Source organism: Treponema ruminis (genome assembly GCF_014201975.1).
In the GTDB taxonomy this organism is placed as follows: Bacteria; Spirochaetota; Spirochaetia; order Treponematales; family Treponemataceae; genus Treponema_D; species Treponema_D ruminis.
Map to the genome: position 1 here is coordinate 46,875 of NZ_JACHFQ010000010.1, position 15,284 is coordinate 62,158.

The 15,284-nt window shown below is 46.3% G+C and carries 13 protein-coding genes; 10 read left to right on the top strand and 3 right to left on the bottom strand.

What is annotated here, in order from left to right; genetic code table 11:
• Positions 1 to 10 precede the first annotated feature (10 nt).
• Genes HNP76_RS13490 through metF form a run of 5 tightly spaced genes read left to right on the top strand, consistent with a single transcriptional unit; the run spans position 11 to position 5,028 of the window.
• Positions 11 to 1,126, top strand: coding sequence for a cation diffusion facilitator family transporter (locus tag HNP76_RS13490; protein WP_184661437.1), 1,116 nt, complete (start codon positions 11 to 13; stop codon positions 1,124 to 1,126).
• Between the two features lie 14 nt (positions 1,127 to 1,140).
• On the top strand, positions 1,141 to 1,569 hold the full coding sequence (locus HNP76_RS13495) for a MarR family winged helix-turn-helix transcriptional regulator (protein WP_184661439.1): 429 nt from the start codon (positions 1,141 to 1,143) through the stop codon (positions 1,567 to 1,569).
• 39 nt (positions 1,570 to 1,608) lie between these two features.
• Complete coding sequence (locus tag HNP76_RS13500) at positions 1,609 to 2,541, top strand: 1-phosphofructokinase family hexose kinase (RefSeq protein WP_184661441.1); 933 nt, start codon at positions 1,609 to 1,611, stop codon at positions 2,539 to 2,541.
• A gap of 20 nt (positions 2,542 to 2,561) precedes the next feature.
• Positions 2,562 to 4,094 (top strand): NFACT RNA binding domain-containing protein, encoded by a 1,533-nt coding sequence (locus tag HNP76_RS13505; protein ID WP_184661443.1) that lies wholly within the window; start codon positions 2,562 to 2,564, stop codon positions 4,092 to 4,094.
• A 52-nt stretch (positions 4,095 to 4,146) separates the two neighbouring features.
• Positions 4,147 to 5,028, top strand: a complete 882-nt coding sequence (metF, locus tag HNP76_RS13510; RefSeq protein ID WP_184661445.1) for a methylenetetrahydrofolate reductase [NAD(P)H] — start codon at positions 4,147 to 4,149, stop codon at positions 5,026 to 5,028.
• A gap of 274 nt (positions 5,029 to 5,302) precedes the next feature.
• On the opposite strand, the gene ppdK is transcribed toward metF, so the two are convergent.
• Entirely contained in the window at positions 5,303 to 7,990 is a 2,688-nt protein-coding gene (ppdK, locus tag HNP76_RS13515; protein WP_184661447.1) for a pyruvate, phosphate dikinase, read from the bottom strand.
• Positions 7,991 to 8,228: 238 nt separating this feature from the next.
• Between ppdK and HNP76_RS13520 the strand changes: the two genes are divergently transcribed.
• Entirely contained in the window at positions 8,229 to 10,790 is a 2,562-nt protein-coding gene (locus HNP76_RS13520) for a homocysteine S-methyltransferase family protein (protein ID WP_184661449.1), read from the top strand.
• A gap of 112 nt (positions 10,791 to 10,902) precedes the next feature.
• On the opposite strand, the gene HNP76_RS13525 is transcribed toward HNP76_RS13520, so the two are convergent.
• Both HNP76_RS13525 and HNP76_RS13530 read right to left on the bottom strand, forming a co-directional pair.
• Positions 10,903 to 11,289, bottom strand: coding sequence for a type II toxin-antitoxin system VapC family toxin (locus HNP76_RS13525; RefSeq protein WP_184661451.1), 387 nt, complete (start codon positions 11,287 to 11,289; stop codon positions 10,903 to 10,905).
• The gene (locus HNP76_RS13530; RefSeq protein WP_184661453.1) at positions 11,279 to 11,572 is read right to left on the bottom strand and encodes a type II toxin-antitoxin system Phd/YefM family antitoxin; all 294 of its coding nucleotides are present in this window, start codon (positions 11,570 to 11,572) and stop codon (positions 11,279 to 11,281) included. The genes HNP76_RS13525 and HNP76_RS13530 overlap by 11 nt, the downstream gene beginning before the upstream one ends.
• A gap of 107 nt (positions 11,573 to 11,679) precedes the next feature.
• Here HNP76_RS13530 and HNP76_RS13535 point away from each other — a divergent pair, with 107 nt between their 5' ends.
• The 4 genes from HNP76_RS13535 (at position 11,680) to HNP76_RS13550 (ending at position 15,139) form a co-directional block, all read left to right on the top strand.
• On the top strand, positions 11,680 to 12,555 hold the full coding sequence (locus HNP76_RS13535) for a hypothetical protein (protein ID WP_184661455.1): 876 nt from the start codon (positions 11,680 to 11,682) through the stop codon (positions 12,553 to 12,555).
• A 44-nt stretch (positions 12,556 to 12,599) separates the two neighbouring features.
• A complete protein-coding gene (gene miaB, locus HNP76_RS13540; RefSeq protein WP_184661456.1) occupies positions 12,600 to 13,985 on the top strand; it encodes a tRNA (N6-isopentenyl adenosine(37)-C2)-methylthiotransferase MiaB in 1,386 nt (461 codons plus the stop codon).
• Between the two features lie 99 nt (positions 13,986 to 14,084).
• On the top strand, positions 14,085 to 14,519 hold the full coding sequence (locus HNP76_RS13545) for a LapA family protein (protein WP_184661458.1): 435 nt from the start codon (positions 14,085 to 14,087) through the stop codon (positions 14,517 to 14,519).
• Positions 14,519 to 15,139, top strand: a complete 621-nt coding sequence (locus HNP76_RS13550) for a thiamine diphosphokinase (RefSeq protein WP_184661460.1) — start codon at positions 14,519 to 14,521, stop codon at positions 15,137 to 15,139. The genes HNP76_RS13545 and HNP76_RS13550 overlap by 1 nt, the downstream gene beginning before the upstream one ends.
• Positions 15,140 to 15,284: the final 145 nt, after the last annotated feature.

Sequence of the window (15,284 nt, forward strand, 5' to 3'; positions counted from 1 at the left end):
AGAGGTTTTTATGCAGCAAAACCGTGAAAAGACAATAATTCGCACGAGTATTCTCGGAATTTTAGCAAATATCGCTCTGGCAGCTTTTAAGGCGACAGTAGGACTCCTTTCAAACTCAATCGCAATCATTTTGGATGCAGTCAACAATCTTACTGACGCCCTTTCTTCGGTAGTTACGATTATCGGAATGAAGCTTGCCAGTAAACCGGCCGACAAACAGCATCCCTTCGGTCACGGCCGGTCAGAATACATTTCCGCACTGGTGATTTCAATCATCATCATGTATGCGGGTCTCACGGCTCTGATTGAATCGGTCAAAAAATTCTTTGAGCCGACCACTCCGGACTACACTCCCCTCACCCTGATTGTCGTCGGCATGGCAGTCATTGTAAAAATCAGCCTCGGTCTTTATGTTAAATCAACAGGCAAGAGGGTAAACTCCGATTCACTGGTTGCCAGCGGAAAAGACGCCCTCATGGATTCAGTCATTGCGGCTTCAACTTTGCTTGCGGCGGCCGTATTCCTGATTTTCGGCTTTTCACTTGAAGCATATCTCGGCATCCTGATTTCACTTGCAATCATAAAGGCCGGCTACGAAACCCTGCAGGAAACCCTGAGCAAGATTCTTGGCGAGCGCATTGATGCAAAAATGGCACATGCAATCAAAAAGACGGTTTTAACGGTAGACCCGGAAATCCGCGGAGCATACGACCTCGTTCTGAACAACTACGGACCGGACAGGCACCTGGGTTCAATTCATATCGAAGTACCTGACACCTGGACAGCTGACAAAATCGACACCGTCACCCGCAAAATTACAAGGGAAATTTATTTAAATCACAATGTCGCTATGTCGGCTGTTGGCGTTTACAGCGTAAACACAAAGCGCAACTCAGCCGCTGAAATCCGCTCAAACGTAAGCAAAATCGTGCATGAGCACAAGGACATCCTCCAGATGCACGGATTTTATATCAATGAAGAAGAAAAAATCATGCGCTTCGACCTGGTTGTGTCATTTGACTCGCCAAACATGAAGACCATGTACAACCATGTCATTGACGATGTCCGTGCCGCATATCCTGATTACGATATTCAGGCCCAGTTTGATTTTGATGTAAGTGACTAAAAAAGGATTAGAAGATGCAAGACTACGACTGCTTGAAACTTGAAAACCAGCTTTGCTTTCCCCTTTATGCGGCAAGCCGTGAAATTTTACGAAAATATACTCCCCTTCTTAAAAAAATCGGACTGACTTACACTCAGTACATCGTAATGATGGTCATGTGGGAACATAAGACCCTCAATGTCGGCGAGCTTGGCAAAAAGCTCTATCTCGACACAGGAACTCTTTCCCCACTTCTCAAATCAATGGAAGAAAAGGAACTCCTCACCCGGACAAGGCAAAAGGGCGACGAGAGGGTTGTTACAATCGAAATCACACAAAAGGGCATGGACTTACAAAAAGAAGCTGTCTCCGTTCCAGAGCAGATTGTAAAGTGCGTGAACCTTTCCCCGGAAGAAGCCGAAAATCTTTACAAAATTTTATATAAATTACTCGCTCAAAATTAATATTGAAAATTTACGAAAGATTATGTAATATTAAATGTTATGAAAATTCTTTGCGTATGTTTGAGCGCTACCATCCAGCGCACAGTTTGTTTCGATTCATTTGCAGTCGAAACCGTCAACCGCTCACAAAATTGGCGTGAAGATGCAAGCGGCAAAGCCTTAAATGCAGCCCGCGTCCTCAATCAGCTCGAACCAGGAAGTTCTGTTGCACTCTGCCCTGTCGGCAATGCAAACGCAGAACGCTTTATGGTGCTTGCCTCAAATGACTGCGATTTGTACGTCACTCCAATCTACATTGAAGGCAACACACGCGAATGCTGGACTCTTCTGGACACCGCAAAAGGCACGACAACCGAAGTAGTCACTGACGAGGCACACAATCCAGCCCACATCGCCGGAGCCGAGGCAGAGCTTAAGCTTCTCGAATTCGTACGCAAATACATGGTTTCCTTTGACGCACTTTTGTTCGCAGGAAGCCGCCCTCACAACTGGTCAGCAAACATCTGTGCCCGCATCTGCGAAGTTGCACACAAGGCCGGCAAGCTCATTCTTGCTGATTTCCGTGGCAACGACCTGCTCGGCGCACTCAAAGTCTGCAAGCCAGAAATCATTAAAATCAACGAAGAAGAATTCTGTCAGACTTTCGGCGGATTGCTTTTGAGCGAAGAAGAGCTCGTTTCAGCAATTTCAAAGAAGAGCGAAGAACTTCAGAATATTATCGTCGTCACAAGGGACTGCAAAGACATTCTTGCTTCAGAAAAGGGCAAAAATTACCGCTTCCCAATCGAAAAGGTCGAAAAAGTTATCAATACGACTGCCTGCGGTGACACATTCTCTGCCGGTTTCCTCCACGATTACCTTTTGAACAAAAACATCGAAAGCGCAATCAAGGCCGGAACCCACTGTGCAGCCCTCAACGCGCAGACAATCGTTCCTGGCTCACTCAAGCAGCCAAACGCAGACGAGCGATAGTATTTACGGCAATACTGTAAATGAGTCTCAACTGCAACGAAATTGATTTAATTCTCTCAGAACTAGATTTGGCTGGCGGCTTTGTTCAGGAAGTCGTTCAGCCAAATTTTAATTCCATCGCAATCTACACTTACAAGCCTGGCCTTCCCAAAACAGTCTTTATTTCACTTGCAGCCGGAGAATGCCGGATTTGCGAGACAAGGCGAAAAATCACCAAAAACGAAAAGCCACTACGCTTCAACGAAATGCTCAAGTCCAAAATCAAGGGGGCAAGAATTCTTTCATGCAGCCAGATTGGCAAAGAGCGAATCATTAAAATCGAACTGGAAAAGGCGGGTGCAATCTATGTCATGCCTCAGGCCCAGCAGCATGCCGCCAAAAAGGCAAAATCCCTGCAAAATAACGAGGAAGACGAGCTTTTTACGCTTTACATCCGCCTTTGGTCAAACGCCGGAAACATTTTCCTCTGCGATAAGGACGGAATCATTCTCGATTCATTTTACCGCCGTCCGGCCAAGGGTGAAAAAACAGGCGAAAAACTTGAACTGCCAGAAGAAAAATCCCTTTCAGAAGAAGAAGTCCGCGCCCTCAATGAAAAGTTCAAGGTGCGCGAATTTGAAGAGCTTTCTGCAGATTATGCCGCTAAAAATCCCGAATACCCGGACCTTACTTTCAACCAGAAAGTCGATTTGTATTATTCAGAAAATGCGGCCGCAACTTCGCTGGAATCCCTGCTGGAACAGGCTGAAAAATGGTATGAGTCCCACAGGAGCAGGCTCGCTTCTTCACTAGAACGCCTCAAGGAAAAAAGAGAGAGCTTCAAGAATGCAGGCCAGTACAAGCATCAGGGGGACTTGATTTTAGCATACGGCTACCAGATTGACGGAAAATCAAACTTCCTCGAATGTGAAGATTTTGAAACCGGCAAAAAAATCAGCATCAAAATCGATCCAAAAAAATCAGCCCAGGAAAACGCCGCTTCATATTACGACACTTACAAAAAACAGACCAGTGGCATGGAAAATCTTGATTTCGACATTGAGTCTTCCGAAAAGGAACTGGCCGCCCTCGAAAAGCAATACCATGATATTGTCGCAGAAAAAAATCCGATTAAGCTTGAACAGATTCTGCGCAAAACACAAAAACCCAAGCAGCAGGAAAAGAAATCTCACCCCGGACTAGACTTTTTGATTGACGGCTGGCAGATTATCGTTGGCCGCGATGCCACAGAAAACGACGAACTTCTCCGCCACACGGTCAAAGGCGCTGACATGTGGCTCCATGTGCGCGATTATCACGGCGGCTACGTCTTCATCAAAAACAGGCCCGGAAAAACCGTTCCGCTGGAAATCTTGCTTGCAGCAGGAAATCTCGCAGTCTATTTTTCAAAAGCCCGCAAAAACGGCAGCGCAGACTTGTATTACACCCAGGTAAAACACTTGCGGCGGGCGAAAAACGCCCCCAAAGGCACAGTCTTGCCGACAAACGAAAAAAATCTCTTCATCAAACTGGACGAGGCCAAGATAAGGAAGATTCTGTCAGGAATTGAATAAACTCGCTAGCGAAGCGGTGACTTCCCCCATGTTTTTTAGTATAATTCAACCTATGAAAATTGTAGACATTTTGAATTCCAAAAAAGTATCTCTTTCTTTTGAAGTTTTTCCGCCTAAAAAACAGGAAGCACTCGAATCAATCAAAAAAACAGCCGTAGAACTCACTTCACTCAATCCAGATTTTATCAGCGTTACATTCGGAGCTGGCGGCAGCACTCAGGGATACACAGCCGACATCGCACAGGCAATCGAAAACCAGGGCACGACGGCACTTGCCCACCTCACCTGCGTACGCTCAACAAGCGAAGCCCTCAATCACATAATCAGCAACCTCAAAGAAAAAAATATCTCCAACGTACTCGCCCTGCGCGGTGACTTTCCAAAAGATTCAGTCGAAGGCGAAAATGTCTTCCCCTCAGGATTTGTTCACGCCTCAGATTTGGTCACTTTGCTCAAAAAAGAAGGATTCTGCGTGGGCGGAGCCTGCTACCCGGAAGGACACCCGGAAAGTACAAGCCGCGAAACAGACATCGAAAACCTCAAGCACAAGGTTGACGCCGGAGTCGATTTTTTGACCACTCAGATGTTCTTTGACAACGACATGCTCTATTCCTTCCTCTACAGGCTTCAGTCAGCCGGAATCCATGTGCCGGTCCTTGCCGGAATAATGCCGATAACAAACGCAAATCAGGTAAGCCGCATGGTAGACCTTTCAAACGCCTACATCCCGCGAAAACTCCTTGCAATCTGCGACCGCTTCAAGAACAGCCCGGAAGCAATGAAGCAGGCCGGAATCGCCTACGCCACAGACCAGATTATCGACCTGATTTCAAACGGCGTCCGCGGAATCCACATCTACACAATGAACAAGCCGGAAATCGCAAAAGCAATCATCAGCAACGTGAACGAGATTATCAAGGCTACGAATTTGTAAATGGGCGTAACGGCTTTGCCGTCGGGCTATCCGCGGTTCCGCTATCGCTCCATTGCATCGTTCGCTTCGCTCACTAAGCAACGGCTAACGCCGCCGCTACTATCCCTTACGCATAAAAAAAGCACTTCCCGCAAAGGAAGTGCTTTTTTCGTTTTAGATTATCGGGAGAACCCCGATAATGCTAACTTATTTCTTTGAAGCCTTGATAACAGCCGTCGCACGCTAACGCGTGCTTAACGAGTTTTGCTTGCGCAAAACTCGCGTGATTGTCATACTATTTGTTTGATTTGATTACAGCTTGAGCACCAGCCAAACGAGCTGCTGGTACGCGGAATGGTGAACAAGAAACGTAGTTCAAACCGAGCTTGTAGCAGAGTGCGATAGAAGCTGGGTCACCACCGTGCTCACCACAGATTCCGAGGTGAAGGTCAGCTTTAACAGCGCGGCCTTTCTCTTCTGCGAGACCGATCATTACGCCAACACCGTCTTCGTCCAAAGTCTTGAATGGATCCTGGAGGAGAACCTTCTGATCCAAGTAAGAATCGATGAACTTAGAGTAGTCGTCGCGGCTGAAGCCGAATGTTGTCTGAGTAAGGTCGTTTGTACCGAATGAGAAGAAGTCAGCGTACTCAGCAATCTGGTTAGCTGTAGCAGCAGCGCGCGGGAACTCGATCATAGAACCAATCTGGAACTTGAGTGATGTTCCGAGCTCTTTGTTAACGTTAGCGATAACAGCCTCTGCCTGAGCGCGAATCTGTTTGAGCTCAGCGAATGTTGTTACGTTTGGAATCATGATGCGAACGTCATGTTTGAGACCTTCTTTCTCAGCCTGTGCTGTAGCACGAGCGATAGCCTCAACCTGAGTCTCGTAAATCTCTGGATATGTGATAGCGAGACGGCAACCACGGTGTCCGAGCATTGGGTTGTGCTCATTGAGCTCTGAGTATTTCTTGTTGATAACTTCAACGCTTACGCCGAGTTTTTTAGCAAGAGCAGCTGCCAATTCTGGTGTTTCTGCCTGTACGAACTCGTTGAGTGGCGGGTCAAGAAGACGGATAGTAACTGCGCGTCCTTCCATTGTCTTGATGATTCCGTAGAAGTCTTTCTGCTGGAGTGGGAGAATTGCAGCGAGGTTAGCCTTGCGCTCTTCTGTTGTGTCAGAAATGATCATCTTCTGGAATGATGTGAGTTTTGGCTCTTCGAAGAACATGTGCTCTGTACGGCAGAGACCGATACCAGCTGCACCGAAGCGGAATGCCTGTGGAGCTTCGTTCTGTTCTGCGTTAGCGAGAACGTCGAATCCCTTAACTGTTTTTCCAGATGGAGTTGTGCGAACTGAAGCGTTGCGAACTTCGTCTGCCCAAGAGAGGAATGTCTCGAGGTCGCCAGAAACTGAAGCTGGAGTTACTGGGATAACTTCGCCGTATACTTTACCTGTTGAACCGTCGATAGAAATGTAGTCACCTTTCTTGAACTCTTTTCCACCGATTGTAACAGTGTCTTTTCCTGTGAATACAACGTCTGAACAACCACAAACACATGGTGTACCCATACCGCGAGCAACAACAGCTGCGTGTGATGTACGTCCACCTGTAGAAGTCAAGATACCCTGAGCAACGTACATTCCGGCGATGTCGTCTGGAGATGTCTCTTTGCGAACGAGGATAACTTTTTTGCCTGCTTTGTCTTCTGCAACAGCCTCGTCAGCAGTGAATACGATTTCACCACAACCAGCTCCAGGAGAAGCGTTGAGAGCAGATGCCAATGGTTTAGCAGATTTGAGAGCTTTAGCCTCGAACTGTGGGTGCAAGAGCTGATCAAGCTGATCCGGTTTAACGCGGAGAAGAGCTTCTTCTTTTGTGATCATTTTTTCTGCAACCATGTCTACAGCCATCTTAACGGCTGCCGGACCTGTTCGTTTACCGTTGCGGCACTGGAGCATGAAGAGTTTACCTTCCTGAACTGTGAACTCCATGTCCTGCATATCGTGATAGTGAGCCTCGAGGCGGTCACGGATTGTAGAAATTTCTTTGAAGATTTCTGGCTGCTGTTTCTCAAGAGCAGAGATATCCATTGGAGTGCGGATACCAGCAACAACGTCTTCACCCTGAGCGTTGATGAGGTACTCAGCCATGAAGTGGTTCTCACCTGTAGATGGGTCGCGAGAGAATGCAACACCAGTTCCTGATGTTTCACCCATGTTACCGAATACCATAGCCATTACAGTTACAGCAGTTCCTTTGATAACGTTCTCGTCGATGTTGTTGAGCTTGCGGTAGATGATAGCGCGCTCGTTCATCCAAGAGCCGAATACAGCGCCGATTGCGCCCCACATCTGAACCTGTGGATCCTGTGGGAAGTCTTCGCCCTTTTCTTTTTTGTACATTTCCTTGTACTTAGCAACGATTTCCTGGAGGTTCTCTGTTGTGAGTTCTGTATCTTCTTTAACTCCAGCCTTTGCTTTTACAGAAGAAATGATTTCCTCGAATTTGTCATGGTCAACGCCCATAGCAACGTTACCGTACATCTGGATGAAGCGGCGGTAAGCGTCCCATGCGAAACGCGGGTTGTTTGTTTTGTTAGCAAGGCCAACAACTGATTTATCGTTAAGACCGAGGTTGAGGATTGTGTCCATCATACCTGGCATAGACTCTGCAGCACCTGAGCGAACAGAAACCAACAATGGATCGTTCTCGTCGCCAAGTTTTTTGCCGAATGTTGTCTCAAGTTTGTTGAGGTATTTTGCAACTTCTGCATCAAGGCCAGCAGGATATTTTTTGCCGAGCTTGTAGTATTCCTGACATACGTCGATAGAAATTGTGAATCCAGGTGGAACTGGAAGACTCAAAGGAGCTTTTGCCATCTGAGCAAGGTTAGCACCCTTACCACCAAGAATTGGACGCATTGACTCATCGCCCTCAGCGTCTCCGTTACCAAAGAAGTAAACATACTTTGTAGCCATTGTTTTCTCCATTTAGAATATAAAAATAATTAGATTATAATAAGAAGATAGTAGCTTTTATAGAAATTATAGTCAATTGTCTATTAAGTATTTTTAATAAAAAATGTGTACGGAATAGTACAAATTAACTGGAATTAGCACGATTCTGCAACGAAATTTTCATGCGCGAATCTCCGGGCTACGGGCTATTTTTGCCTATCATTGAACTAGCCTTGTTTTTTCTATAAAATAAGTTTCTATGAATAAGAGCAAGAAACCAACTTTCCGTGAATTTTTGAAATCTCAGGTTGAGGCCGGACTACCGGTATTTTTTGACGGCGGAATCGGCACTATGATTCAAAAGACAGGCTTCACTGACTACGACATTCCAGAAGATATTTCAATTGAAAAGCCGGAGATTATCGAGGACATACACAAGGCTTACCTCCGGGCAGGCGCAAATGTGATTACGGCCAACACTTTTGGTGCCTTGCCGCTCAAACTGATTTCAGCAAAATATTCCTGCAAAGAGTACATCGAGGCAGAAATTGCCCTAGAAAAAAAATGTATCGAAGAAATTGAAGCAGAAGGAAATACTCGCCCTCATTACGCTTCATGGGATACCAGCCAGATTGGTCGTCTTCTGGAGCCCATGGGAGAACTGACTTTTGACGAAGCCTACGAGACTTACAAAGAAGCGGCCATGATTGCGGAGGCAGCCGGGGCTGAGATTGCGATTATCGAGACAATGGCTGATTTACGGGAAGTTAAGGCTGCGGTTCTTGCCACAAAAGAAAACACTAACCTTCCGATTTTTGCCAGCATGACTTTCCAGCCCAATTTGCGAACTTTGACCGGAGCTGACATACGCACGGTGGTGGTTTATCTTGAGTCGCTTGGAGTCGATTTAATTGGATTTAACTGCGGCGGTTCTTTGAACGAAGATGACAAAATCGTTGCTGAGTTCATGCGTTACGCACATCTGCCTGTTTGCGTGGAGCCGAATGCGGGATTGCCGACGGTTATCAACGGAAAGGCAGTCTTTCTTGTCGGGGCAGAAGAATTTGCAGAGCATCACAAAAAATATCGCGGGCTTGGAGTAAGCGTTTTTGGCGGTTGCTGCGGAACGACACCTGAGCATATTGCCGAAATGGTTAAAGTGATTGAATCCATGCCGCCTCAGAAACGAAAGCCATGTGAATTTGAAAACGCAACTTTTATCTGCTCTTACAACTCAAGCGTTCAGATTGGCGGAAACGCAGGCCCTCAGATTATCGGCGAGCGAATCAACCCTACCGGCAAAAAGAAGGTCAAAGAAGCCTTGCTTGCTCACAACATGAATTTCGTGCTTGGCGAGGCGGAAAGCCAGATTAACGCGGGCGCTCAGATTCTTGACGTGAACGTAGGTCTTCCTGGCATTGATGAGGCTCAGACCATGGTGGACGCGGTAAAGACGATTCAGGGGGCTTTCAACACGCCGCTCCAGATTGATTCGAGCGAAGGGCCTGTTCTGGAAAAGGCACTGCGTTATTACAACGGAAAAGCCCTGATAAACTCAACCAACGGCCGCCAGGATGTGATGGACAAAGTTCTTCCTCTGGTAAAAAAATACGGCGGAGCTGTGGTCGCCCTTTGTATCGATGAGGCTGGAATCGCACCCACTGCGGAAGGTCGTGTTGCGGTGGCCGAAAAAATCATCGCGGAGGCGGCAAAATACGGAATCCCGGTTCGTGACATCGTTATTGACACCCTTACGCTCACAGTTTCAAGCCAGCAAAAAGAAGCTCTGGAAACCGTCCGGGCAATTCAGATTCTTAAGGAAAAATACGGCTCACAGGGACTGCAGTTCGTGCTGGGAGTCTCAAATATCTCGTTCGGAATCCCGCGGCGAGACATCATCAATTCCAGATTCTTTGCGATGGCACTTTATGCAGGATTGAGCGCATGTATCATCAATCCGCTCATGCAGCCAATGATGGAAACTTACTACGGCTACCGGGCCCTGGCAGGCTTTGACGAAAACTGCCTTGACTACATCGAAAAATACAACGACACCCCGGCCCCAGTTTATGGGCTTACGGCTGAGCAGGCGGCTTCTGCAAGGGGGGCTTCCTCCACAGTAACAAAGGCAAAAAGTCCTGAAACAGCGGCCGTAAAACTTCCCGAAAACCTCACGGAAGCGGAAAGCTCGCTCATTAACATAATCTGCAAGGGCTTCAAAGACTCGTCTCCTGACGCAACAAAAAAACTGCTCGAAGAAGGAAAAGAGCCCGTCGAAATCATTGACCGCTGCATCGTGCCCGCCCTCGACATCGTAGGAAAAGACTTCGAAGTCGGAAAGAAATTCCTGCCCCAGCTTTTGCTCTCGGCCGACACGGTAAGCAACAGTTTCGCCGTCATCAAAGCCCACCTCGAAGCAAGCGGAGTCGCACAGGAGTCAAAGGGAAGCATCGTAATCTGCACGGTCTTCGGCGACATCCACGACATCGGAAAGAACATCGTCAAGGCAATGCTTGAAAACTACGGCTACACGGTAATCGATTTGGGAAAAAACGTCCCGGCAGAAAAGGTCGTGGAAACAGTGCTCGAAAAAGACATCCAGCTGGTCGGACTGAGCGCGCTCATGACAACGACGGTCGCCAATATGGAAGACACAATCAAACTTCTGCGGGAAAAACTCGGCGCGTTGGGAAAGACCTGCAAGATTATGGTAGGCGGGGCAGTCCTCACGGAAGACTACGCAAGCCAGATTGGGGCGGATTATTATGCGAAGGACGCGATGGTGTCAGTTTCCATAGTAAAAGAAGTGTTTGGGAAGTAGAAAAACGCCCTGCACGGATGCAGGGTAAAAGCAAGAACAGAATTTCGCAGAAATTCTGTCGAAGTGAGCAAAACAGGAGGTTTTGCGAACGAAGGTGTTTGGGAAATAAGATCTAAATCTTCACCATACACAGGCCGCTTATATTCTCAAAATCACTGTCTGCGGTCACAAGCTCTAAATCGGCGGCAAGGGCAGTGGCGGCAATCCAGATGTCATTTTCGGGAATTGGGCGACCTTTTGCTTTTAGATTTGACTTTATTTTTCCGTACATCTTGGCAACTTCCAAATCAGGCTGCAAGATTTTCATCTGCTCACAAAAACAAAAATAATTTTGCCGGTTAAAATCTGATTTTTTAGACAGCTCCGCACCGTACATTAATTCCCCGACACTGATTGAAGAAACATAAAGTTGTTCCATATCATCAAAAAGAGAAAACAGTTCTGTTTCACCCTTAAAAAAGCGGATTATGACATTTGTGTCGATCAACTTACCATTCATTCAAATCGACCTTGCGGCAATCCCTGACAGCCTCTTCCATCTGGGCAGCTGATTCGGAATCCAACGTACCGAAGAAATCTTTAATTGACTTTTGAGAAGCTTGTTTTGCACTTGTGACCAATCTTTCATATTCCGCGACTGGTAAAACCACGGCTTCCATCTCATTATTGCGGACAATTGCAATTTTATTTAAGGTGCGATTTGAGAGTTCTGTTAAAAATGTAGAAAACTGCCTGACAAGCTGTGTCGCTGAAATTATTTCTTTTCGCTCGAATGCAACCATAATCTCACCTCTACATATTATTATACATCTTATTTTACACATTTCAAGCTATTCATCTCCCAATCTAGCTTTTTCCCTATTTTTCTGATATTCTTCCATATTATCGCATGAAACCTAGAATCTACGACAACAAGCCACTCAAGTCATTTAATCCTCTCGTTGCCTACGCAGGTGTGCTTTTTGGGCCGCCGAGTTTTATTACCAATTTCAAATGTTTTGCAACGATTCTCAAAGAATTTTTCTTTTTGCAGTATTTTGAGAAATTCCATATCCTGCATATTCCGGTCGTGCATGTTGATCATCCGCTCGACAAAAAGATTCCCTTTACGCCCGCGAAAGTCAAAATCTACCTCGACTTCATCAATCTCTGGGTTCGCCCCCTTGCCATGCTGGTCAAAAAGTTCGGTTTCTGGCACGCCAGCCGCCTTACAAAACAGTGGATGCTCCGCTTCCGAAAGCTTTATCAGTGCTGCGGTAAGATTTATCATTTCCGCCTTACAACTACTGACCGGCCTAAATACAAGGAAATGCGAGAGTTCAGGCAGATTCATGCGCTCGACCCTCATTTTTTGTGCGTTCCGAGCCTTCATGTCGCCACAGTTTTTCTTGCGTTCGGATTTTACCGCCATATTTTTGGTACTGAAGATTTTACCGAGACTGAAAAGGCCCTTTGGAGCGAAGAACTTTACAGGGGCGCGCTTGAAATCACTGAGACTGTACTTTATGTTAAGCAGCACTCGGTCAACTGCATTCCGGCAGCCCTTTACCTTGTGACTCAGAATTTTCCTGAATGGATAACACTTGATGATGCCCGCAAATTTATCAGCGAATTGTTTGTGAAACCCGAAGGTTTTAGCGAGGAAGAAGCTTTTCAGGTTCGCGAGCATATCCGTGCAACTTTTGAGCAGTATCTTGTCGACGGTCAGAAAGCCGCAAACTGGTACGAGCCAATCTGGGAATTTCTTGTAAACTACGAAGCATAGCCTTATATATAGAATTTTCTTCAAAAATCGGGTAAACTTTTCTGATGAAGTATTTTTTTGAAACTTACGGCTGCGAAATGAACATCGCAGAAAGTGCAAGCGTCGAGCAGCTTTTGATTTCCCGCTCCTGGGAAAAGGCCGAACGCCCCGAAGAAGCAAATCTCGTTATTATAAACACTTGTTCAGTCCGCGGAAGTGCCGAACAGCGAATCTTGGGCCGTTTGGGCTATTTTGAAGGCGTAAAGAAAATCCGCATGGGCGACCTCAACGCAAAAATCCGCCTTGATGACATGAAATATGCCGCTGAGTTTTTCAAAAAGAACGGTGCGGTTTCACTCACTCTTGTCGTAATGGGCTGCATGGCTCAGCGTTTACTCGACGACCTCAAAAAAGAATATCCTGTCGTTGATTATGTCGTCGGAACTTTCGGAAAATACAAATTCGGTGAAATCATTCAGGCTGTAGAAAAAGGCAATGATCCTTTCAAAATCGAAGAAGAAGAAACTTACACCTTCGCACCGATTTCTTATGAGCAGGGCGCATTCTCGACTTTCGTTCCAATTATGCACGGCTGCAACAATTTCTGTACTTACTGTATCGTTCCTTATGTCCGTGGCCGCGAAATCAGCCGCCGCGTTGACCAGATTCTTGCCGAAATCGACTTTTTGAGCAAGGCAAACGTTAAGGAAATCACGCTTTTGGGTCAGAACGTAAACGCCTACAAGGGCGAAGACGGAACAAACTTCCCCCAGCTGCTCGAAAGAATCTGCCGCCACATCGACGAGACAAAATCTTCTATTAAGTGGATTCGCTTCGAGTCTTCAAACCCTAACGACTTCTCAGACGAACTTATCGAAGTAATCAAACGGAATCCTCATGTCTGCCGGGGCTTCCACATCGCCGCCCAGCACGGAAACAACGAAATCCTCAAGCGCATGAACCGAAAGAACACACGCGAAGAATTTGTTGAGCTTGCCCGCAAATTGCGCGAAGCAGCCCCGGGCACTCAGCTGATTACTGACTTGATGGTAGGCTTCCCGGGCGAAACCGAAGAGCAGTTCAAGGACATTCTTTCTTTGATGGAAGAAGTCAAATTCGAGTCCAGCTTCATGTATTTCTACAACCCGCGTGAAGGAACTCCGGCTGCAAAATACGAAAACCAGATTCCGGTCGAAGAGAAAAAGGCCCGCCTGCAGAAAGTAATCGATTTGCAGTCAAAGCATACCACTGAAGTCATGTCCAAGCGAATCGGCGAAGAAATCGAAGTCCTCTGTGACATTGTTTCCCGCCACGACGAAACCGAGCTTCTGGGCAAAACCGAGCAGAACGAACGCGTAGCCTTCAAGGCCGACAAAAAGCTGATTGGAACTTTCGTAAAAGTAAAATTAGTTGCTTTAAACGGAAATACATTTAAGGGTGAACTATTATAAAACCCCCACAGAGCGATGGAGAGCACAGAGAGTCTTTCTTGTTATGAAAATCTCTCCGTGCAATCTGTGTACGCTGTGAAAAATTTAGAGGAGCGGAAAATGCCAGTAAAATTAATCGGAACAATAATTCTTTTGATTCTCGTTACAATTTTTGCAGGAATAAATATTGATAACAAATGCATCATTGATTTTGGTTTCTACAAGACCCCGGAACTGCCGGTCTTCATAACGGTTATAGCGTCTTTTGTGCTTGGCCTTATCGTCATGTTTCCCTTCACTCTTGGCCGCAAAAAATCAAAAAAATGCCCTAAGAACGAAGAAAAAGCCGATGCAGCTGGCAGGGAAGCTCCTAAAAAAGCCCCTGCAACTGAATCAAAGACTCTTTTTGACTTCAAAATCAAGCGCGAGGCAAAGTCCGCTGATTCCAAAAAAGAAAAAAAGACTCTTTTCGGCGGCAAAAAGAAAGAAGATGCGGCTGCCAAGTCAGAAAACGCAAATTCTTCTGATGCCGAAAGCACAGGCGCACCAGTATAATGCCACGCTGCGTAATAATCGGAGCCGCTCCGATTTCAAACTACAAGAAAATCCGCTCGGTTTTGCGTGATGATGATTTTTTCATTGTCTGCGACGGCGGATTAAATCACATTAAAAAACTAAAAGTCACACCAGATTTAATTACCGGCGACTTCGATTCCCACAAAAATCCCAAACTCAAAATCGAAACGATAGTCCTGCCCCGCGAAAAAGACGACACTGATTCAGTTTTCGCGCTAAAAACAGCAATTTCCCGCGGCTTCAATGACTTTCTTTTCATCGGAATGCTGGGAGCAAGGCTGGACCATGAGCTTGGAAACCTCTACATGCTGGTAAAATGCCACAAGGAAGGCCTTTCCGCCCTAATGATTGACGATTATTCAGAACTAGAGATCGTAGGAAAAGACGAAATTAAAATTGAAGACCGTTACGCCTATTTTTCCCTTCTAAACATCACAGGAACAGCGCGCGGAATCACAATCCGGGGAGCAAAATATCCGCTGGAAAATGCTGAAATCAATCAGGAATACCAGTTCGGAATCAGTAACGAAGTCCTTCCCGGCCAAACCGCCACAGTTTCCGTCCAGGAAGGATGCTTGCTTCTGGTAAAAGTGTGGTAAAGAATTCTAAGCTAAGGACATAAAAAAAAGACGGTCGGAGTCGGAGTTCTGGCACGAAATCGCCTGAGCTATGCTCACTGCGATGTTCGGGACAGGTTTCCGACGGGAGACCGTCTTTTTTGCTTTATCAAATAGACTAAAACTC